This window comes from Paraburkholderia sp. MM5477-R1, assembly GCF_050436385.1.
In the GTDB taxonomy this organism is placed as follows: domain Bacteria; phylum Pseudomonadota; class Gammaproteobacteria; order Burkholderiales; family Burkholderiaceae; genus Paraburkholderia; species Paraburkholderia tuberum.
The window spans coordinates 739,188-760,464 of record NZ_JBNDMC010000005.1; the positions used below are offsets into that span (position 1 = coordinate 739,188).

Sequence of the window (21,277 nt, forward strand, 5' to 3'; positions counted from 1 at the left end):
TCCGGAACTGCACGGCCTTTGCGTGGAGCTCGCCAGGTACGGGGCCGATGAATAACCAGTGTAGGTGTCCGATAAGCACGCTGCATCGCGTTTGACAGCCGTTCGAGCCGCGCAGGATACTGGCTGGCGCGCCTCACGGCGCCCTTGCATTCGACCGGGAATCCACGTGAAGCCGGGCAAGACCGTTTCCGTCTCCGAGATTCCGCTGCGCTCGCGTTTGGCGGGTCTGCCAGGCGACGTGGCGGCGGGCGCCGTTTCGACGCTCGTCATGCTGTGCTATGCGATGAGCCTCGGCACGATGATCTTTAGCGCCGATCTTGCCCGCTACGCGATGCTGGGCGTGCCCACCGCGCTCGTGAGCTGCGTCGTCACGGCGCTCGTGATCGCCTTGACGAGTTCGATGCGCGTCAACATTGGCGGCCCCGACAGCAACGCCGCCGCCTTTCTCGCCGGCGTGGCGGCGGGGGTGGCCAGCAGCGTGCGCGCGGACGGCGGTTCACCGCAGACGCTGATCCTCACTGTGCTGATCGCCATCGCGCTCTGTTCGCTCATGACGGGCGTCGTGCTCTATGCGATCGGCTCGTCGAAGCGCAGCCGCTCCTTGCAGTTCCTGCCCTATCCGGTGCTCGGCGGATTTCTCGCGGGCACGGGCTACCTGCTGCTCGCCGGGGCGTTCCGCGTGCTGACGGGCCAGCCGCTGCAGTGGCACACGCTCGCGTTGCTCGCGCACCTTCACTGGCTCACATGGGTTCCGGCGCTGGTCGTCGGCGTGCTGGCCACGGTATTGATGCGCACGTGGCAGCACATCGCCGCGCTGCCGCTCACGCTGGCCTTCGGCGTCGTGCTTTTCTACGTTCTGCTGCAGGTTGCCGGAGTTTCGATCGACGACGCGCGCGGCATGGGTCTGCTGCTGCCGCGCGTCAAGCTGCACCTTGCCGGGCTGCCGGAGTTGCACCTGGCCGCGAGGCTCGGACGGGGCGGCATCGACTGGTCGGCGGTCGGCGCGCATCTTCCGGAGAGTCTGGTGGTGACCTCGGTGTCGGCCGTGACGATCCTGATGAATTCAACGGCGATTGGCGCGGCCACCGGGGAGGACGTCGACCTCAATCGCGAGATGCGCGCCGCCGGCCTCGCCAATCTCGCGAGCGGACTGCTGGGCGGCATGGTCGGCTACCAGTCGTTCAATCGCTCGATGCTCAACGCGCGGGTGGGCGCGACGAGCCGGGTGGCGGGCGTGTTCGCCTCGCTCGCGTGCGTGGTCGTGCTCGCCACTTCGCCGGACGTCGTGGCGCTCTTTCCGGTGCCGGTGCTGGTCGGCCTTCAGCTCTTCATGGGGCTGCGCTTGCTCGTGCATTGGCTCGCGGGCGCCTGGACCAAGCTCAACTGGTATGAGTATCTGCTCGTGCCCGTGATTCTCGGCACTATCGCGGCGTACGGCGTGATCGTCGGCGTAGGGGTGGGCGTCGTTGCAGCGTGTGTGATGTTCACGCTGCTCTACGGTCGGGTCGGCTGCATACGCATGGAGTTCGACCTGCGCGCGCGGACCTCGAATGTCGAGCGCAGCATCGAAGACACCCAGGCTCTGCGCGCAATCGGCCCCCAGGTATGCGGAATGTGCCTGCAAGGGTTTCTCTTCTTCGGCACGGCCAATTCGATTCTGCAGCGCCTTCGCGAGCGATTCGGCGCCGGGAATCCGTCGCAGGTCCGCTTCGTCGTGCTCGACTTTGCGGCGACACATGGCATGGATGCATCCGTATCGATCAGCTTCGTCAAACTCAGGCAGCTCTGCGCAGCAAGAAGCGTGGACCTCGTGTTGACCGCGCTGCCGCCGCGCTCGCGCGATCTGCTCGTGAAGACCGGCACGCTCAATCTGAAGATCCATGAATTCGATACGCTCGATGCGGGTCTCGAATGGATCGAAGACAAACTGCTCGCGTCGAACTCGCTCGCGATCGCGCATGGCGGCGATCTGCGGGCGATGCTCGAGCCGCATTTCACGGCCGGCGCGTTGAACGGCTTGATCGCGTGTCTGGAGGTGCAGGATCTGCTTTCGGGGCAGGCGCTGTTTCGTCATCGCGAGCCGGGCGACGCGCTGTATTTCGTCGAGCAAGGACGTGTCGCGATCTCGCTGCCCCTCGGCGATGGCCGCTCGGCGCGTCTGCGCTCGTTCGGCCCGGGCACGGTCGTGGGGGAAATGGCGGTGTACACGCAGCAACAGCGCAGCGCGGATGTGATTGCCGAGGCACCGACGCGCGTGTACCGCCTGTCGATCTCCCGGCTGCTCGAACTCGAACAGCAGGATCCGGCGACGGCGCAACAGTTGCATCGGTTTCTCGTGAAGACCATTGCGTTGCGTCTTGCCGTTGCCGACGAGGCATTACGCGCGGCTTTGTAAGCGGCAGCGCCCCCAACCCGTCACCACGTCCCGCTGAATGCCTGCTGTACCTTGACGGGATCGGTCACGCCGTTGGCCACCAGCAATTGCGTCAGCAATCGCGCCTTCTGCGGATTCAGATCGAGCGATGCGACGAAACCGCGCTTGTCGTCGTCCACCTCGACGTTGCGGTTCACGAACCCCGACACCAGGCGCGTCGAGCGAACCACCACGATGCCTTTTGCCGCCGCGCGGTCGAGCGCCGCGAGGGCTTCCTTCGACATGTCACCATCGCCTTCGCCGGCGACGACGATGCCCTTCGCGCCATCGGCGATCGCATGATCGATCTGGCGGCCATCCATGTTGCTATGCGCGTAGACGATATCGACGCGCGGCAATTGCCCGCTCGCGGGCAGGCTCAGCGCAGCGCGCGTCGATTGCACCGCCGGCATCACGAAGCGCACGCTGGCCGGATCGACATAACCGATCGCGCCGGCATTCGGCGACGCGAACGCCTGTACCGCCGTGGTATTGGTCTTGGTGATCCAGCGCGGCGCGTGAATCTGGTCGTTCATCACGACCATCACGCCTCGGCCACGCGACTGCGGGCTCGCCGCCACTTCGACGGCTTCGTACAGATTGCCGGGACCGTCGGCGCTCGCGGAACCGCCCGGTCGCATCGAGCCGACCAGCACCACCGGCTTGTCGGAGCGCAGCACGTTGCTCAGGAAGAACGCCGTTTCCTCGATCGTATCGGTGCCGTGCGTAATCACGATGGCGTCGGCCTCGTTCCGCTCGAAGACCTCGTCGATCCGCCGCGCAAGCTGCAACCAGATCTTGTCGTTCATGTCCTGCGAGCCGACGTTCGAGATCTGCTCCGCGCTGATGCTCGCGAGCTTCTCGATGCCCGGCACGCCGCGCACCAGTTCCTGCCCCTTCACGTTGCCCGAGTTGTAGCCGATCGCCGAACGGGGATCGGCGGTTCCCGAGATCGTGCCGCCGGTGGCCAGCACCAGAACACGCGGCGTTGCCGTGACGGCGCTTGCCTGTTGCGATGGCGCGCCGGCAGCCTGTGCGCAGGTACCCGCGGCAAGTGCCGCGATCAGCAGTGCCGCCGAACCGCACAGCCGCTTTGCTTTTCGATCGATCGTGTTGCCGTTCATCTTTCTCTCCTCCATCGTTTAAAAGAGTCGCGTGCGTATGCACGCGACCTGTGAGCGGAACAACCTTCGTCGCTCACGCCGCCGACGACATCTTTCTTGGTTGCGTCAGCATGGCGGGTTGAAGGATCTCGTCGAGCTGCGCCTGACTCAACAGCCCTTTGTCGATCACGATCTGCGCGACGCTTTTGCCCGACGCAAGCGCTTCCTTCGCGACTTCGGTCGAGTGCGTATAGCCGATGTACGGGTTCAGCGCGGTCACGATGCCGATCGAGCTCTCGACGATCGCGCGCAGCCGCTCGTGATTCGCGGTAATGCCGTCGACGCATTTCGACGCGAGCGTGAGGCACCCTGCGCGTAAATGGGCGACGCTCTTGAACAGGCTGTGCGCGATGATCGGCTCGAACGCGTTGAGCTGGAGCTGCCCCGCTTCGGCGGCGAAGCTCACCGTCACATCGTTGCCGATGACTTCGAACGCGATCTGGTTGACGACCTCCGGAATCACCGGATTCACCTTGCCCGGCATGATGCTCGAACCCGCCTGCACCGGCGGCAGGTTGATTTCGCCAAGGCCCGCGCGAGGACCGCTCGAAAGCAGGCGAAGATCGTTGCAGGTCTTGGAGAGTTTTACGGCGACGCGCTTCAGTACGCCAGAGAGCTGCACGAACGAACCGACATCCTGCGTCGCTTCGATCAGATTCGGCGACGTGGTCAACGCGATACCGGTTATTTCGCCCAAGTGCCTGCATGCAAGCTGCGCGTATTCCGGATGTGTATTGATGCCGGTGCCGATCGCCGTCGCGCCGAGATTGATCTCGCAGATGAGCTGGGCCGCTTCCTTCAGCCGCTCTTCGTCTTCGCCGAGCATCACAGCGAAGGTGCTGAACTCCTGGCCGAGCGTCATAGGTACGGCGTCCTGAAGCTGCGTGCGGCCCATCTTCAGGTCGTTGCCGAATTCCACCGCCTTACGTTCGAACGATGCGCGCAACACGCCCATCGCGTCGACCAGTTGCATGATGCCCGCGTACGTGGCGATCTTGAGCGCGGTCGGATAGACGTCGTTGGTGCTCTGGCCGAGATTCACGTCCTCGTTCGGATGGAGAACCGCGTATTCGCCGCGCTGTTGCCCGAGATGTTCGAGCGCGAGATTGGCGATGACCTCGTTCGCGTTCATGTTGGTCGACGTGCCCGCGCCGCCCTGAATCACGTCGACGACGAAATGCTCGTGCGCGGTGCCTGAGCGCACTTGCCTGCATGCGTGCACGATGGCCTGCATCTTCACCGCGCTCAATAGGCCGAGATCGTAATTCGCGAGCGCGGCGGCTTGTTTCACGCTCGCCAGCGCGTTGACGAGGTTCGGATACACGGAGATCGGAATACCCGTGATGGGAAAGTTTTGCAGCGCGCGCAGCGTGTGTACGCCGTAGTACGCGGTCGCGGGCACGGCGAGATCGCCGAGAAGGTCGTGTTCGATACGTTCGGTCGGTGCAAGCATGATTGCCTCTCAGGTTCTGAAATCGACAGGCGAGCGGGTCATCCGGCACACCTCGTGTGCAGGTCCGTCGCATTGACTGGGTGATGCGGTTGGGTTATCGAGGCGGCGCTGTCGCGCAGGCAACACACTGCTTCGCGAGCACGTCGGTCGGATCGACCACGCTCACGCGCGCGCCGTTCGCGCCGATCACATACGGCTCGCGAATCAGCAGCGGCAGTTCCGTGCAGCCGAGAACGATTACTTCGACGCCGTCGGCGATAAGCCCGTCGATCGCCGCGGCGAGGTCTTGCTGGCACTGCCCCGCCGTGAATCCGGCCTTCACGCCTTCCTTGCCGTAGATCGCGTCCATCACGCGCGCCTGCAGCGCGGGTGCCGGGACGACCTGCCGCAAGCCGTGCGATTCGAGCGCCTTTTCGTAGACGCCGCTCGCGAGCGTGCCGCAAGTCGCGAGCACGCCGACCGAGCGCAGCGCGGGAAACGACTCGCGCAGATAACGCACCGTCACCGTCAGCATATTGACGATCGGCACGCCGAGATAAGGCTGTATCCGCTCGACGAAGGCATGCGCCGTATTGCACGGGATCGCGATCAGATCCGCGCCGCCCGTTTCGAGTTTCTTGCAGGTCGCATAGAGCGAGATGGTCGGGTCGGGTCCATCGCCGATCAGATTCTCCGTGCGATCCGGGATCTGCGGGTTCTGCTCGACGAGCAGCTTGAGGTGGTCCTGATCGCGCCGCGCGGGCGTCGCGCGCACGATCTTGTGAATGAAATCGACGGTGGCCGCCGGACCCACGCCGCCCACCACGCCGACCTTGAAGATCGTCTCGGGCGTGTGGTACTGGCCGGACACCACGTACTGCGCATAAGCCAGGTTCGAATCGACGAGCGGCACGCGCAACGCACCGAGTTCGTCCGCGACCAGCGCGATCTCGGTGAGCCCCGGCACGATGACGTTGGCGCCCTGTTCGATCAGGTCCTCGCACGCCGCCCGCAGCAACTCGGCCGGACGGCCACGCAGATTGCCGCTCTTCACGCCATCCTCGCCATAAACGGCCTCGGTGACGAAATCGATGCCGTCGCCGATGCGCGGGTGGATCACTTCGAACTCGGGCGCCGCGAAGTACTTCTCGAACAGGCGCCTGCGCCGCGTATGCGCCGACGCGAGCACGCCCACGCGGCGCACCGCGGGAAATCTTCTGCGCACGTGGCTGCGCACCGCATCGATCATGTCGACGATCTGCAGCGGCGAATTGGCTTTCAGTTCGTCGATGAACGTGTGACTCAGGAAGCACGGCAGCACGACCGTCGTCACGCCGCGCTTCTCGAAGCTGCTGATCAGATCGAAGATGTACAGCTTGCGCTGCGTCAACGTCTCGCTGTCGGCATCGGCGCTGCGAAACGGCTGCTGCTCGAAGATCGCATCGAAGTGCTCGGCGTCGCGCGTGGCCGGCGTCGATTTGATCAGTTTGAAGAACACGTCCGCGCTCGCGAGCGGGCCGAGCCCGCCCACCACGCCGAACTTGCGCGCGCTCGTGGCAGACGTTGCGTCGATGCCGCTCATTTCGTCTCGCCTTCGAGCTGGCCGAACGAAGCCGTCGCCATCGCCGTGCGGCGTTCCTGCCGCGTCACGCGCTGGCCCTCCCACTTCGCGATGGCTGCCGTCGCGATGCTGTTGCCGATCACGTTGGTCGCCGTGCGCCCCATGTCGAGAATCTGGTCGATCGCGAGCACCAGCACGACGCCCGATGGCGGCAAATGGAACATCGGCGCCACGGCCGCGACGACCACCACCGAGCCGCGTGCGACACCCGCCATGCCTTTGCTGCTCACCATCAGCACGAGCAGCATCACGATCTGCGTGCCGATCGGCATGTCGATGCCGAACGCCTGCGCGATGAAGATCGCCGCGAAGGCCTGATACATCATCGAGCCGTCGAGATTGAACGCATAGCCGAGCGGCAACGTGAAGCCCACCACTTTCTTGTCGACGCCGAATTCCTCCAGCTTCTCCGTCAGGCGCGGATACGCCGCCTCGCTGCTCGCGGTGGAGAACGCCAGCATCGCGGGTTCGCGGATCGCCTTGAGCAAAGCCCAGACCGGCTTGCCGAGAAACGCGTAGCCGGCGAGGATCAGCGCCGCCCACAGCAGCGCGAGCCCCGTATAGAAGCTGGCGACGAGCTTGCCGTACGTCGTCAGCACGTCGAGGCCATGCACCGTGATCGCCGATGCCAGCGCGCCGAACACACCGACGGGCGCGAGACGCATCACATAATCGGTCAGTTTCAGCATGGTGGGCACGAGCCCTTCGACGCCCGCGATCAGCGGCGCGACGCGCGGGTCCGATTTGATCACGCTGAGCACGATGCCGAACATCACCGAGAAGACGAGGATCTGCAGGATATCGTTGCGCGCCATCGCATCGACGATGCTGGTGGGGAACGCGTGTGTGACGAAGTCCTTGAAGTTCAGGCTCGACGTGTTGAGGCCGGTGGCCACGTCAGCGCTCGTCTGGGACATGTGCAAGCCCGCGCCCGGTTGCAGCAGGTTCGCGAGCACGAGGCCGAGCGCGAGCGAGAACAGCGACGCGCACAGGAACCACGCGATCGAGCGCAGACCGATGCGGCGCACGTCGCTCGTGCCTTCCATGCCGGCGAGACCTGACACGAGCGTGGCGAACACCAGCGGCGCAATGATCATCTTCACGAGCCGCAGGAAGATATCGGTGACGATGGAAAAGTAGCCGGCGATCTCCTTCGCCTGCGCGGCATCGGCCGCCGTGCGATGGCAGACATAACCGACGGCCACGCCGAGCAGCATGCCGGCGAGGATGTAGAGGGTAAGCCGATTCTTCATGTGTCTCCGTCCTGAGATTATTTGTGACTGGACGGAATTCTAGAGACGGCAGAAAAGACGTGAATGCTAGTGTTGCATACGGCTATGCAAGTTTCGCATAACGCGGGATAACCCTAGCGGCGCTATCCGGCTGACCCCGACGAGGCCCGCAGATGCCGCCACAGCGTATCGAGCAGTTCAGTGCGGTTCGTGAGGTCGCGATACACGCGCAACTCCAGCTCCAGTTGCCATTCGGAGCGGCCGGCGGCGACAAGCTGGCCACTGTCGAGTTCGGCGGCGATCGAACTCTTCGGCAGCCAGGCGACACCCTCGCCTTCCAGCACGAGCTTCTTCACGACCTCGGCCATGTCGGATTCATAGTGAAGTTGCAAGGCGGGCGACGCTTTGCTCTGCTCCATCAGCAACGCGAAGCAGCGCCCAAAGTAGCTCGTCTCCGTATAGGCGATGAACGGCATCGGATGTTCGATCACGCCGGGCAGACGGTACACGTGCGCAAGCCGCTGATTGGGCCTGCATACCGGCATGAAAGTATCGACGCCCACGGTCACGCATTCATACCTGGTCGGATCGAGATGCAACGGCAGCTGCGGATGGTGATAAGCGAACATCAGCTCGCAGTTGCCGTTGACCAGCATCAGTATCGAATCGTGCACGTTCGCCGGAATCACGCGCGCGCGCACTTCGCCGACATGCTTGGACAGCGTGCGCAGCCACGCGGGCAGGAAGTTGAGCGCGATCGTGTGGCCGGCTGCGATCTGCAGGCTCGTGCCGGCGATGCGCTGTTCGGTGCGAATGATGGCGCGCGTGTCGAACAGCTTGTCGAGGATGTCTTCGGCCGCGTCACGAAACAGTTGCCCTGCCGGGGTCAGGGTCGGCGGAAAGCCGCTGCGATCGACGAGATCGGCGCCGACCCATTGTTCGAGCGACTGGATCCGTCTGCTGAAACCCGACTGCGTGACGTTGCGGAACTCCGCCGCCCGGGAAAAGCTCTGATAGCGGGCGAGCGCGATGAAGTCTTCGATCCACTTGATTTCCATCAGCCATCGGTCTCCGGTCCGGCGACGAATGGACTCGCCGCTGCGCCCGCAATTCTACGCCTGGCCGTGCCGCACGCTGACTATCGGACCTGGGTCAAACCGCCATGCACAGGTACTTCGAGTTGCTCCGCCACGCGCCAGATGCGGCCGATATCGCGCCCTGGCGCGCCAGGTGCAGCAGGCAACGGGAGAAACCGTGAAAGTGGCCTTTGCCGATCAGGGTTACCCGGGCGAAGCTCCTGCGCAGGCCGCGCGCGCTCAGGGAATTGATCTCCAGGTGGTCAAGCTCGATGAAGCGAAAAAGGGTTTCGTGCTGTTGCCACGTCGATGGGTAGTCGAGCGCAGCTTCGGATGGAGCTCAACCGCTTTCGACGCCTCGCACGGGACTACGAACGCTTGCCCGAAACACTCGCAGGTCTGCCTTTTGTCGTCTTCGCCATGCTTAGGCTTGTCCATGCAATCCCAGTACTTCGAAGTTCCTGACACCGTCTAGCAAGTTTTATAGAACGGCGGTGCGTTTGGCAAGCCTGCGGCCAGGAAAGGGACCGTCTCAATCGCTTAACAGAACGCCATATCCCGGCGACTTCGCAGAGATGTTCAGCTTCCTCAAGCAGTACCACAACAGCGCGGAATTGCTGCTGATCACCGGGCGTCCGACTTCCGTCTCGATCGAAGCGATCACGCTGCTCACCCGAATGCCCGCGCAACTGATCAGCAACGCGTCAAAATCGCCCGGTAGTCGCGTCGCGATGTCGGACCAGACCTCGGGCTGCACCGTGCCCTGCTCGAAAGGCGTGCGGCACGCGCGGCTCGCTTCGGCGACGACACTCAGCCCGCGTTGCTCGAAAAATGCCTGCTCCGCCGCGACGACGCGTTCGCCGTAAGCCGTCACGAGTCCCAGCTTCTTCGCGCCCAGCGCGTCGCACGCGGCGAGCACGGCCTCGATCGTCGTGACCGCCGCGATGTTCGTCGCTGCCGTTACCCGTGCATTGATCGCGTCAGGTCCGTTCACGACGCCCGCCGCCGTGCAATTGGTCGCGATCAGGTCGACCTTCGCGTCGGCGAGCAGTTGCGCGTGCTGTTCGATGTCGTCGATCAACGTGCGATCGGATTCGATCGACGTGTCGCGAAACGGCAAACGCGTCGTGACGAATTGCACGCCGTCGGGCGCCATCGCCTGAATCTCGAAGTCGCACAGTCCACCCGACGGGTACAGATGCCCGATACGCGCGAGATGACCGAACCCGATGCTCATGCTTGCCCCTTGCGAATTGCGTTAGTCGAAGAAGGTCGTGCGCGCCGCCATCGGATGATGGATGTTGCTGCCCTCGAACGGCGGAAATCGTTCGAAGTCCTGCCGCATCGCGTGGCGCACCGGCGAGTGCATCGCCTCGGTGATCGCCCGTGCGCTGTCGAACATCAGCTTGTTGCGCTGCATGTAGTGCACGCGTGTCCATGGCATCGCGTCGAGCCAGTCGATGCGCGTGAAAATCTCGATCTCGCGCACGCCCGGAAAGTCGAACATGATCTGCGGATGATGCGTGAGGTAGTAGTTGATCCATTCGTCGAAGTCGAGCGCGCGGCCCGGGTAGTGCACGAGGAACTGGCATGGCAGGCTGCCTGCTGGCACGCGCGCGTCGGCATCGGCCACCGGAAACGGACGGCGCAGCATCGCCTGCTGCTCCACGCGGCATCCGGCGAGGCTCGCGAGATTGGCCGCGGCGAGCGCCTGCAAATGGCCGCCTGCCGCGATCGGCGCTTCGAGATCGAACACCGAGTCGTAGTCGAGTTGCATCGCGAAGATCGGCGACGCGCCGTCCCGCGTGTAGTAATCGTCGGCGGATTCCGGCGTGTAAAGGCGGGAGCGGCGCAGCGCGGGCGTCGAGTTGACGATCGCGGCGATGCGTTCGAGGTCGTCGGCGCTGATGCATGCCGCCGGGTCCGGATGCACCCAGGTCACGAGGTAAGAGAACTGCATGATTCGAAATGCCTCCTTGCGTGCCGAAGCGTTCACAACGCGAGCAGAATGGTTTGAATGCGTTCGCGCCGTTGCGCGAAATCGGCTCGCGAATCGCCATCGAACGTGAGTGCGAGCATCAACGCAATGCGCAACTTGTGCGGCGCGAGATCGCCGCCCGCGACTACGCCGTCGCGTGCCAGAAACGCCTGAGGCGGCACCACGCCACGCGCCGCGCGGCTCGACTGCACGACCACGACACCGGCCTCAACCGCCTTGCGATATGCCGCCGCCTCCGCTGCCGCCGGCCGTCCCGGCACCAGTCCCGCACTGATGATGCCGGCGCTGCCTGCCGCGACCAGCGCGTCGATCGCCACACCGTCGGCACCCGCATACGAGATCGCGATATCGACGCGCGGCAGCGCGAATGGCGCATCCGCTTCCAGCAGCGCTCGTGAGAACCATGCGGATTCGCTACCGCGACGCGTTGCAATCGCACCGCGCCGCCACGCAACACGCGCGTCGGGCTCGATGCGCGCGAGCGGACCGTAGCCCGGCGACTCGAACGCGTTCAGTTCGAAACTGGCCGCCTTGGTCACGTCGCGCGGCGAGAACAGCCAGCCGTCCATCGCGACCAGCACGCCGTGTGCCGCGCTCAGCGGATCGCGCGCTGCCGCAATCGCGCCGCGCAGGTTCGCGAGCACGTCGCTGCCCGCGGTGTTTGCGGGCCTCTGCGCTCCCGTGACGATCACCGGCCGCGCGATGTCGAGCACGAGTTGCAGGAACCACGCGGTTTCTTCGAGCGTCGCCGTTCCGTGGGTCACGATGAACCCTGTGATGGACGGATCGGCGAGCGCCGTGTGCCGTATCAGCCGAGCGAGTTCCACCCAGTCCGCCGGCTGGATCGCCACGCTGCCGAGGCTGCGAAACGTGACGGGTAGCAGTTCGACGTCGGGCGCGAGCTCGCCGAGCGTCGCGAGCAGGGTGTCGAGCGGATGCACGACGCCGCTTTCCGAATACTCGACCCAGTCGAACGGGCCACGCGCGTGCATCGCAAATGTGCCGCCCGTACCGATCACGGCGATTTTCGGCCCGCGCGCGGTTTTGGTTGCAGTCGATAAAAAGCTCATCGTCTCAGCGGCGCAGCCGAACGTAGAGATTGCCGCCGTCGATCCGGACCTCATGGCGCCGCGTATCGCGCACGATCGGCGCGGTCGTGCCCTTGCCCGTGCGCACGTCGACGAGGCCGGCGTGCAACGGACATTCGATCTCGTGACCGTCGAGCAGGCCCTCGCTCAGCAACGCGTTGCCGTGCGTGCAGATATCGTCGAGCGCATGGATTGCGCCGGCGACGCGAAACAAGCCGACCTTCACGGTGTCGATCGTCACGCCCAGACAATCGTTACCGTCAAAACACCGATCGAGCTCGCCGACCAGATGCCACGCGTCGGCGGCCATCGATAGCGCCGGCGCCCCGCCGCTCGCGAGCGCCGCCTCAGCCGCGTGCGCAGGCGCGCGAACCGTGCGCCCGCATACCGAGGCAATAGGAATGACCTTCATAGCGCATAGTCCTTTTGCAGATTGATCACGTCATGACGCTGCATCGCGCCGATCAGGTCCGCGACGCGCGCGAGACCGCGCTGCTCGCAGAACGCACGCAGCCCGTCGATCACGCGCGGCATCGCGTTCGGCGTAATGAAGTTGGCGGTGCCGACCTGGACCGCTGCGCAGCCCGCGAGCATGAACTCGATCGCGTCTTCCGCCGTGCTGATGCCGCCGCAGCCGATCACGGGAATCTCGACGGCCTCGGCGCACTGGTGGGCCATGCGCAGCAGAATCGGCCTGGTCGCGGCGCCGGTCAGGCCACCCATCACGTTCGCGACGCGCGGCCTGAAGGTCCGCACGTCGATCGCCATCGCCAGAATCGCGTTGCAGCACACCAGTGCATCGGCGCCGGCGGCTTGCGCGGCGAGCGCGACTTCGACCAGGTTGCCGGCGTTCGGCGTCATCTTGACCCACACGGGGACGCGGGTGCTCGACTTCATCGCGCGCACGACCTGATACGTCGCCTCGGGGTCCATGCCGAACGCCTTGCCGTTCTTTTTCAGGTTCGGACACGACACGTTCGCCTCGATCGCCGCAATGCCGCTCGTACCGATGCGCCCCGCCAGCTCGCCGAACTCGGCCGCCGAATTCGCGGAGATGCTGCCCACGATCGGCGGCGTATAACGCTGGTAGAACGGCACCGTCGTATTGATGTAATAGTCGGCGCCCTTGCTCGGAATACCGATCGAAAACAGCGTCGCGTCCTTGAACTCGGCGACCCGCGGCGGCGGTACGCCTTCGCGAATGTCGGCGGTGATCGTCTTGGTGACGATCGCGCCGAGGCAATTGAGATCGAACACGCGCGCGTTGCCGTCCGCGAAAGTGCCGGACGCGGGCATGACGGGATTGGCGAGCGTGAGTCCGCCCACCTTGACGCTCAGATCTACCATGATGTCGTTTCCTGCAAATCGAACACGGGGCCCTCCCAGCACACGCGCCGGAAGGTCAGACGGTCGGAATCGGCATGCGCGCGGAATGGACGCACGCACGCATAGCACGAGCCGATTCCGCAACCCATGTGCTGCTCGATCGCGGTTTGTCCCGCCACGCCCCACGACTTGCCGAGCTTCTGGAGCAGCATCAGAAGCCGGTTCGAGCCGCAGGTGGACAGGAAGTCGAACGGCGCTTCGGCGTGCAGCGCTTCGAGTTGCGCTGCGACGCGCGCGGGATCGCTGCTGCCGTCTTCGTCGGTGACGATATGAACCGTCGCGCCCGCCACGCGCAAACGCTCGGCGGACATCACCACGGCCTGGCTGCGCGCGCTTAGCACGGCGCTCACGCACGCGCCCCGCGCGGTGGCATGCGCCGCGAGTGGCGCGAGCGTCGCAAGGCCTACCCCGCGCGCCAGCAGCAAGACATGGCGCGTCTCTTCAGGCAATTCGAAGCCACGACCGAGCGGTCCGAGCGCATCGAGCGTGTCGCCTGGCCGCAACGTCGCCAGCCCTTGCGTGCCGATACCCTGCACCTTGTAGAGAAACTCGACGGTGTGCCGCAGCGGATCGGCGCCGTAGACGCTCATCGGCCGGCGCAGAAACGACGTGCCCGCGGCGCCCGGCGGGCACGCGAGATGGAAGAACTGGCCCGGTTGCGCGAGCGCGGCCCCGATCGGCGCGGCGACGATCATGTGACGATACTCCGCGTTGACGGGTATGTTCTGCAGCACGCGGCACGCGTGCTCGGCGATATCGAGCGCGACAGTACCGCGGCAAGAATCCGTATGGGTCGCGCAGGGCGACGCAATGACTTCTGTCATGACTGATTGTCCTCGGTGCGGTCGACGCGCAGCGCGTCGAGGTCCGCGAAATTGCTGGCGATCGGCAGCGGCCCATCCGCCAGGGTCATCATGTGGAGCGCTTCGAATTTCATGTAACTGATCAACCAGAGGTCGCTCGCCGCGTCGCGCCGGTAGTGTTCGGTCGTGACCGCGCCCAGCCACACCGCGCCTGCGCGCGTGTCCGCGTCCTCGCGCAGCGCCACCTGCATCAGCCGCCAGTTCGCCTGTGCCACGCCGCGCGCGACATCCACCTTGAGCGTCTCGCTGACGTAGTAGTGCATCGCGAAGCGCCACGGCGAATCGAGAAACCAGCGCTCGATCGCTTCACGTCCGACGAGGTCGCCGCCGAAACCGTTGCCGCCCGCCCAGACGGCATCGCCGGTGAAGCAGGCCGCTTGCTGGCGTGCGATGTCCGCGAGCGCTTCGCGGTCGAGCTTGCGGTAGTCGCCACCGTACTTCGCGTCGGCGAGCGCGCCGTAGTGCGCCTTGAGTGCGCGAATCGCTTCGATCGCTTCGAGCCGTTCGACGCGTTCCGCAAGCGCTGCCATCTGCGCGCCGCTGTATGTGGGCGTGTCGTTGCGGGTACGTGCGTCGGCCATTCCCATCGAAATCGCGCTCATCCGGCAAGCTCCTTGAGCGACGTGCCGGGGTCCGCGAGGCGCGCGACGTCCACGGGCATCGCGCTGGCGACAAGCTTTTCGAGGAAGCGCCGCTCACGGCCCGCGTTGACGAGCACACCCGCGACGATGCGACCGTCGCGCATGCTCAGCGCCGCGCAGGGTCCAGCGCCCGGTTCGCCGCGCAGCACGACCTCGTCGCGCGGATCGGGCTGGCCGACGACCTGGATGTTGTTGCCGAGCTGATCGGTCCACATCCATGGCGTTTCGCGATACGCCTGCGCGCGGCCGATCAGGGTCTGCGCGACCGCGAGCGCCTGGTTCTCGGCATTGCGCCACGTTTCCTGACGCAGACCACCGCGCTCGCTCTCGCCATCGAGCACATGCGCGACGTCGCCGACCGCGTAAAGCCACGGCGCATGCGGACTGCGGCAGGTTTCGTCGACGTCGACGCCCTGGCGTCCCGCGAGCCCCGTGCCCGCGAGAAACGCCGGCGCGCAATCGACGCCGATCGCGATCAGGATCGTGTCGGCGGCGACGTCGAAGGCTTCGCGTGATCGCGTTTGCGCGGTGTCGACGAGTTTGCAACGCACGACATAGCGCGTGCCGTCGGTGGCAAGTTGCGCCGCTTGCGCTGCGTCCGCGATCGACTCGACGGCGACCCCCAGTTCCACCCGCACGCCGCGCGCACGATGCTCGCGCAGCAGCCATTCGGACATCACGGGGGACAGGCAGCGGGCGAGCACGCGCTCGCCCGCTTCGAGCACCGTCACCGGCACGCCGAGCTCGAGCGCCGACGACGCCACTTCCATGCCGATCACGCCTGCCCCGATGATGGCGAGGCCACGGCTCTCGCGCAGCCCGCGGCGCAGCGCGAGGCTATCGTCGACCGTGCGCAGCAGGTGTACGCCGGGCCGGTTCGCGCCGGGAATCGCGCCGTCGCGCGGCGCGCCGCCCGTCGCCACGACCAGGCGATCGAACCGCACCTGGGTGCCGCTCGCGAGTGTCAGCACGCGCTCAGTCGCATCGAGCGCGACCGCACGTTCGTGCAGGCGGTCGATGCGCGCATCGCGCAACGCCGACGGCTCCCAGAACGCTGCGGGCGCCAGAACGAGCGGCGACGCCGCGAGCGTCGGCTCGGTTTCGCTCGTCAGCCATTCCTTCGAGAGCGCGGGCCGCTCGTAGGGCGGATGACGCTCGTCGCCTACGAGCGTGATGCGCCCCGCGAAGCCCACCGACACGAGATGCTGCACGACGCGTCCGCCAGCATGGCCCGCGCCGACGACGACGACGTGCTTCACATCATCCGGTTCAAATGGATCGTGCTTCATGATTGGATCTCACACACTGGTCCCGGCGCGATACAGCACGCCCTTGGCGCCGATGCACGTAAAGCGACGCGGCTCGCGCGGCGGAATCAGGATCGCCTCGCCCGCGACGAGCCGGTAATGCTCGCCGGCCGCATCGATATCGAACTGGCCTTCGAGAATCGCGACGACTTCCTCGCCGCGCGCTCCCGCTACCTCGTCGCGCACTTCGCTCGGCTCGAACACCGCGAACTCCGTGCTCAACAGCGCGCCTTGCGCGCGCACCGTTTGGCTCTCCGCGTGCGGATCGCGCCAGCGCTCACCTGCCTGAACTGCCGTGCATTGCGCGATGTCGCCGGCCAGATTGTCAGCGCGATTATTCATTTGCATCCCTCATCATCGATTGGCGAGCGGGTAATACGGCGTGTCGTCCTGCGCGCCATATTCCGCGCGCGGCGGCGACACCACGTTCAAGCGCATGCTCACGCCTTGCGCGCCGTAGCAGTTCTTGCCGTAGTGACTGAGGCCTGCGGGAATGATCATCGCGTCGCCTTGCGCGAGCGTGCGCTCGACGTCGGGCGTGTCCGGCCGCACCTCGAAGATCGAGCACGAACCGAGCACCTGCAGCGACGCTTCCTCGCCGTGATCGTGCGCCTTCGCGGGCAGATTCGTACCCTCCTGCTCGACGAACTTGATCACCGCAACACTCATCGTCGCGCCGATCATCGTCTTCATGTACAGGCCGTTTTCGACCACGGTCTTCAGGCCGTGATCGATGCCAAACACGCGGCATTTCGCCATTTGCTGTCTCCTTCAGGTTCAGACCGGACGCACCGGCCGATCGCGTCAACGCTCAGGGCAGCGGACGCATGACAAAAGTCTCGTCGGCGCGAAAACGCGCGGACTCGTATCCGTCGATGACGGCCGGCTGGTTATAGAACTCGATTGCAGGCGCGATCTCGGCCAGCGACAGCAGCAGGTACATCAAGGTCATCGCTTCGGGATGCTCATCGAGCGTCGCGAGCGCGTAGCCGTTCAGATATGCGACGACGTCGTCGACCTGCGGCAGGATCGCGTCGCGAAACGCAAGAATGGCTTCCATGCCGACCGCGTGGCGTTGCGCGTTGCGTGCGGTTTCGGTCTCGAGCGCCCAGATGTCGACGAACGGCGCGAGCGACTCGAAACCCGCGGGCAACGTGCGGGCGACGGGCGCTTTTCTGCTGACGAAATTGACCGGCTGGGTAGGCATTGCGGTGCTCATGTTCGATTCCTGGTTAAACCGTCGCACCGGCCGCGACGCCTTGCGCCAGCATCCGTTCGACGACGTGATACGCGTGGCGCACCAGCAGTTCGTTGTCCTGCAACACCATCACTTTTTTCGCGCCCGTTTCGGCCGCGCGTTGCGTGCGTTCGAGCGTGCTGAAGTCTTCGAGCAGCACGTCGCGCAGCGCGACTTTCATGTATTCGAGGAAGAAGCGGCCGCCGGGCGTCGTCATTTCGGGGTAGTACACGCGTGCGTCGACGAGCGTCTGGTTGTGCGAGATCGGACGGAAGTTGTACGCCTGGCAATAGTTCGGACGCAGCGAAACGTAAAAGTCCGGGAACACGATGTTCATGTCGAACAGCCAGTTCGGGCTCCTGGTCCAGTTCACGCCTGACGGCAGCGCGTCGAGCGCAAACGCGTGCTTCGCGCTGCCGATGCCCGCGCGCAATGCCGCCGCCGCGATCGGGCGTTTATGTCCCTGCTCGGACAACGCGTTCTGCGCGGCGGCGCCGCCCTCGGTCACCGCCTTCGGGTTGCCATAGACGGACTTCTGGTTGCCCGCCAGCGAGAGCCGCCGATGAAATTCGCCGCACAGCGCGTCGAGCGGCGGCATGCTTTCGTTGTCGCTTTTGTCGATCGCGTCCGCGATCGAATTGCCGTGCACGTAGGCGACGTGATACGCCTCCTGGAACGCGTCGAGCGCGAGCTTCCAGTTGCAGTTGACGACCGTTTGCCAGCCGAAGCCAGCGGTGAGCTTATCGAACGGATAGCCCTCGATGTCGCCGAACATCGGCCTCATGTAATCCGCGAGCGAGACCGGCGGATTCGGGTCCATGTTCACGAAGATGAAGCCTTGCCACACTTCGCACGCCACACGCGAGAGGCCGAACTGCTCGCGATCGAGACCGAAGAAGCACTTCTCGTCGGGCACACCCGTGAGTTTGCCGTCGAGGTCGTAGGCCCAGCCATGAAACTTGCAGAAGAATTTGCGGGTGTTGCCGCACTTGTCGTAGACGATTTCGTTCATGCGGTGCGCGCACACGTTGTGCATGGCGCGGATCTCGCCCTGACGATTGCGCACCACGATGATCGACGTGTCGCACGCGGCAAGGTCCTTCACGAAGTAGTCGCCCGGCTTCGGAATCTCCTCCACCCGACCGACCTGCAGCCACGTCTTCTTGAAGATGTGTTGCTTCTCGCGCTCGTAGTACTGCGGCGAAATGTACGGCTCGACCGGGATCGGACCGGAGCCGAGTTCGGGATACCGGCCGGTCAGCGTGCCTGCCGGCGCGGGGACTTCGGGGGACAGCAAGGTCGTGGACACGATAGCTTCACCTCAAAAACGAATGTCATTTATTAATGAATGGTATTCTGTTTTGAAAAATTTTGATCGTCAAGTGTCTTTTGTTGATTTCGCGAAACGCGGGGGCATGTCCGCGCGAATCCGAACAGGTGCGATGTAATGAAACACGGGAAGCATGAGTTGATCGCGCAAGCCGCACGCAGGCTCTTTCAGCAGCAAGGCTGTATCGAAATGGAAGTCGCGGTCGGCAGCGTCCGACACGCACCGGCGTGGGCGTGGCGGCTTGATAGAATGCCCCGAACCGACCACCGCCCTTCCGATAGAGAGCCCTCAAGTGCCGCAAATCAAAAAAGCCGTCAAGCGGGAAGCCATTTTGACGGCCGCGTTCAACGCCTTCAGTGAAAAGGGTTATTCGGCCACGACGATGACCGAAATCGCCCGTCTCGCGGGCACCACGGTCGCCAATCTGTATGTCTACTTCGACTCCAAGCTCGTCATCCTTTATGAAATCTACGAGCCCTGGCTGATCGAGCAATTGCATCGGCTGCGCAGCGAAGTGGCGTTGCTCAACGGTCCGCGCAGAAAGATCGAGCGCATCCTGGCGGGCATCTGGGACGACATCCCGGCCGCCGACAACGCCTTCGCGAACTCGTTGATCGACGCACTCGCGAGCGCGCCCGCGGGTCTCGCGAAACCGAACAATCTGCTCGTATCGGTCGAGAATTTCCTCACGCAGCTCCTTAAAGACGCGCTGCCCGCCGAGCGCGTCGCGGCCCTCGGCGGCGACCTGTTCGCTCACGTGATCTGGATGGCGTTCGACGGCTTCGTGATCAATCAGCGTATCGGCGATCACCGCGACATCCAGCGCATCACCGCGCTCATGACCACGCTGCTATTGGGCGAGGCGCCGCGACATGACGTAAGCTGAGCAGGCGACGCGGCCTCGACCCAGGATTTTCCCGAACCACGCCTAAATTTATTTTGAAATCTTTGACGCCTCGAAAATAGAATGTCATTCTGTATTCGAGCGCAGACAACAGCTTCCGCCTGCGCCGGGCGGGCAAGCCGCACAAAGCGCGGATAGACACGTGATCCGCGCTTTCGGCCACGAGGTCATCCACGAGGGACTGGCATCGTGCTTGCCTGATCTTTCCGGTAGTTCGTTCGAAAAAGTCATCCCATGGCGGCCATCTCCGAAAGTCCTCTCGCACTCGCACTCGACCCGCCCGCGCGCACCACCCGCCGCGTGCTGGCCCTTTGTTTCCTTACGATCGTGACCGAAGGCTATGACATCGGCGTCATGGGCACTATCGTTCCGTCGATGCTCGCCGACCCGGTGTGGAAGCTCACGCCGATCGAAGTCGGCGCGATGAGTAGCGCGGCGCTGTTCGGCACGCTGTTCGGCTCGTATTTCATCAGCGTTCTGACCGACCTGATGGGCCGCAAACGTCTGCTGATTGCGTGCGTGGCGCTGTTCTCGCTGTCGATGCTGGGCGCGGCCGTTGCGCCCACGCCGTTCATTTTCAGCGTGATGCGCTTCATCGGTGGACTCGGCCTCGGCGGCGTCATTTCCGCGGCGGCGGCGCTCACGGTCGAATACTCGCCGGCGCCCAGGCGCAACCTCAATTTCGCCATCATGTATTCAGGCTACGCGATCGGAGCATTGGTTTCCGCTGTGATCGGGATGGCGTTTCTCGCGTCGCATGGCTGGCGCTTCGTCGTCGCAGTAGGCGCGTTGCCGCTGCTCGCCCTTCCCGTGCTGATCAAGCTGCTGCCCGAGTCGCTCGCCTATCTGATGGCGAGCGGCAAGCGACGCGAGGCCGATGAGCTCGCGCAACGGCTCGGCCTGTCGATCGCGTCGCTCGACAGCATTCCTGTCGAGGCGGTGGCCAAGCCTTCGCTGCGCGTCGTGTTCGGCGAGGTGTTCTCGCACGGCAACTGGTGGTCGACGCTTTGTCTGTGGCTCGCGCAAGTCGCCGCGGTACTCGTGATCTACGGGCTCGGCACCTGGCTGCCGCAACTGATGCGCAAGCTCGGCTACGACCTCGGCTCGAGCCTGTCGTTTCTGGCGGTCTTCATGCTCTCCTCGGCGATCGGCGGCATTCTGATCGGCCGCGTCGGTGATCGGCTCGGCCCGCGCAAGACGATCGTCGGCGGCTACGTGATCGGCGCGCTCGCGATCTGCGGACTGACGGTGAGGGGCGGCGTGTTCACGAACTACGCGCTGGTGGCGCTCGCCGGGCTGGGCAGTATCGGGGTGGCGATGGTGCAGCTCGGCTATATCGCAAGCTTCTACCGGCCGTTCGCACGAGCGAGCGCGACGGGCTGGGCAGTCGGCATAGGCCGGATCGGCGCGATGGCGGGGCCGATGCTCGGCGCGTGGTTCGCCGCGTCGCATCTCGACGTGCGCCTGAATTTCATCGCCTTCGCCGCATCGGCCCTCGTCGCCGCGCTCGCCATCGCTCTGTGCAGGCCGCGCCACGCATGACACGCCGCAGAGCCGGTGCAAACCGGCCTGCGACCTGATCTCC

At 64.8% G+C, this 21,277-nt stretch carries 20 protein-coding genes and 1 pseudogene; 4 read left to right on the forward strand and 17 right to left on the reverse strand.

The window, feature by feature from the left end; all coding sequences use genetic code 11:
• Window positions 1–166: 166 nt before the first annotated feature.
• Window positions 167–2,395: an SLC26A/SulP transporter family protein gene (locus OKW35_RS15750; protein WP_429552511.1), complete on the forward strand. Its 2,229-nt coding sequence runs from the start codon at window positions 167–169 to the stop codon at window positions 2,393–2,395.
• A gap of 20 nt (window positions 2,396–2,415) precedes the next feature.
• Here OKW35_RS15750 and OKW35_RS15755 read toward each other — a convergent pair whose 3' ends face one another.
• From OKW35_RS15755 to OKW35_RS15775, 5 genes are all read right to left on the reverse strand, one after another.
• Entirely contained in the window at window positions 2,416–3,537 is a 1,122-nt protein-coding gene (locus OKW35_RS15755) for an asparaginase (protein ID WP_184058814.1), read from the reverse strand.
• 73 nt (window positions 3,538–3,610) lie between these two features.
• Window positions 3,611–5,029 carry an aspartate ammonia-lyase gene (gene aspA, locus OKW35_RS15760; protein WP_429552512.1) on the reverse strand — a complete coding sequence of 473 codons (1,419 nt, stop codon included), beginning with the start codon at window positions 5,027–5,029 and terminating at the stop codon, window positions 3,611–3,613.
• Window positions 5,030–5,123: 94 nt separating this feature from the next.
• Window positions 5,124–6,590, reverse strand: a complete 1,467-nt coding sequence (locus OKW35_RS15765; protein WP_429552513.1) for an aspartate/glutamate racemase family protein — start codon at window positions 6,588–6,590, stop codon at window positions 5,124–5,126.
• Entirely contained in the window at window positions 6,587–7,882 is a 1,296-nt protein-coding gene (locus tag OKW35_RS15770; protein WP_090811568.1) for a dicarboxylate/amino acid:cation symporter, read from the reverse strand. Before OKW35_RS15770 ends, OKW35_RS15765 begins: the two co-directional genes overlap by 4 nt.
• A gap of 122 nt (window positions 7,883–8,004) precedes the next feature.
• The gene (locus tag OKW35_RS15775) at window positions 8,005–8,919 is read right to left on the reverse strand and encodes a LysR substrate-binding domain-containing protein (protein ID WP_429552514.1); all 915 of its coding nucleotides are present in this window, start codon (window positions 8,917–8,919) and stop codon (window positions 8,005–8,007) included.
• A 160-nt stretch (window positions 8,920–9,079) separates the two neighbouring features.
• On the opposite strand from OKW35_RS15775, the pseudogene OKW35_RS15780 reads away from it, so the two are divergent.
• Window positions 9,080–9,402 (forward strand): annotated as a pseudogene (locus tag OKW35_RS15780) (transposase); the annotation flags it as partial.
• A 67-nt stretch (window positions 9,403–9,469) separates the two neighbouring features.
• Here the strand turns inward: OKW35_RS15780 and OKW35_RS15785 are convergent.
• The 12 genes from OKW35_RS15785 to OKW35_RS15840 are packed head-to-tail and all read right to left on the reverse strand — an operon-like array spanning window position 9,470 to window position 18,767.
• A complete protein-coding gene (locus tag OKW35_RS15785) occupies window positions 9,470–10,174 on the reverse strand; it encodes a maleate cis-trans isomerase family protein (RefSeq protein WP_184058822.1) in 705 nt (234 codons plus the stop codon).
• 21 nt (window positions 10,175–10,195) lie between these two features.
• Window positions 10,196–10,897, reverse strand: coding sequence for a hypothetical protein (locus OKW35_RS15790; RefSeq protein WP_429552515.1), 702 nt, complete (start codon window positions 10,895–10,897; stop codon window positions 10,196–10,198).
• A 32-nt stretch (window positions 10,898–10,929) separates the two neighbouring features.
• Window positions 10,930–12,006 carry an asparaginase gene (locus OKW35_RS15795; protein WP_429402380.1) on the reverse strand — a complete coding sequence of 359 codons (1,077 nt, stop codon included), beginning with the start codon at window positions 12,004–12,006 and terminating at the stop codon, window positions 10,930–10,932.
• 4 nt (window positions 12,007–12,010) lie between these two features.
• Complete coding sequence (locus OKW35_RS15800) at window positions 12,011–12,436, reverse strand: non-heme iron oxygenase ferredoxin subunit (RefSeq protein ID WP_429552516.1); 426 nt, start codon at window positions 12,434–12,436, stop codon at window positions 12,011–12,013.
• Window positions 12,433–13,371, reverse strand: a complete 939-nt coding sequence (locus OKW35_RS15805; protein WP_018422043.1) for a dihydroorotate dehydrogenase — start codon at window positions 13,369–13,371, stop codon at window positions 12,433–12,435. Before OKW35_RS15805 ends, OKW35_RS15800 begins: the two co-directional genes overlap by 4 nt.
• Window positions 13,365–14,234 carry a dihydroorotate dehydrogenase electron transfer subunit gene (locus OKW35_RS15810; RefSeq protein ID WP_429402377.1) on the reverse strand — a complete coding sequence of 290 codons (870 nt, stop codon included), beginning with the start codon at window positions 14,232–14,234 and terminating at the stop codon, window positions 13,365–13,367. The genes OKW35_RS15805 and OKW35_RS15810 overlap by 7 nt, the downstream gene beginning before the upstream one ends.
• Window positions 14,231–14,875 carry a nuclear transport factor 2 family protein gene (locus OKW35_RS15815; RefSeq protein ID WP_429552517.1) on the reverse strand — a complete coding sequence of 215 codons (645 nt, stop codon included), beginning with the start codon at window positions 14,873–14,875 and terminating at the stop codon, window positions 14,231–14,233. The genes OKW35_RS15810 and OKW35_RS15815 overlap by 4 nt, the downstream gene beginning before the upstream one ends.
• Window positions 14,872–16,203: an NAD(P)/FAD-dependent oxidoreductase gene (locus OKW35_RS15820; protein ID WP_429552518.1), complete on the reverse strand. Its 1,332-nt coding sequence runs from the start codon at window positions 16,201–16,203 to the stop codon at window positions 14,872–14,874. The genes OKW35_RS15815 and OKW35_RS15820 overlap by 4 nt, the downstream gene beginning before the upstream one ends.
• Before the next feature lie 9 nt (window positions 16,204–16,212).
• A complete protein-coding gene (locus OKW35_RS15825) occupies window positions 16,213–16,563 on the reverse strand; it encodes a cupin domain-containing protein (RefSeq protein ID WP_187611878.1) in 351 nt (116 codons plus the stop codon).
• A gap of 12 nt (window positions 16,564–16,575) precedes the next feature.
• Entirely contained in the window at window positions 16,576–16,980 is a 405-nt protein-coding gene (locus tag OKW35_RS15830) for a cupin domain-containing protein (RefSeq protein WP_018422048.1), read from the reverse strand.
• 52 nt (window positions 16,981–17,032) lie between these two features.
• Window positions 17,033–17,440: a hypothetical protein gene (locus OKW35_RS15835; RefSeq protein ID WP_184058835.1), complete on the reverse strand. Its 408-nt coding sequence runs from the start codon at window positions 17,438–17,440 to the stop codon at window positions 17,033–17,035.
• A gap of 13 nt (window positions 17,441–17,453) precedes the next feature.
• Complete coding sequence (locus OKW35_RS15840) at window positions 17,454–18,767, reverse strand: aromatic ring-hydroxylating oxygenase subunit alpha (protein ID WP_429552519.1); 1,314 nt, start codon at window positions 18,765–18,767, stop codon at window positions 17,454–17,456.
• A gap of 313 nt (window positions 18,768–19,080) precedes the next feature.
• Here OKW35_RS15840 and OKW35_RS15845 point away from each other — a divergent pair, with 313 nt between their 5' ends.
• Together OKW35_RS15845 and OKW35_RS15850 are read left to right on the forward strand one after the other, a co-directional pair.
• Window positions 19,081–19,674 carry a TetR/AcrR family transcriptional regulator gene (locus OKW35_RS15845; RefSeq protein WP_018422052.1) on the forward strand — a complete coding sequence of 198 codons (594 nt, stop codon included), beginning with the start codon at window positions 19,081–19,083 and terminating at the stop codon, window positions 19,672–19,674.
• A gap of 252 nt (window positions 19,675–19,926) precedes the next feature.
• The gene (locus OKW35_RS15850) at window positions 19,927–21,234 is read left to right on the forward strand and encodes an MFS transporter (protein ID WP_187611877.1); all 1,308 of its coding nucleotides are present in this window, start codon (window positions 19,927–19,929) and stop codon (window positions 21,232–21,234) included.
• The last annotated feature ends 43 nt before the right edge of the window (window positions 21,235–21,277 follow it).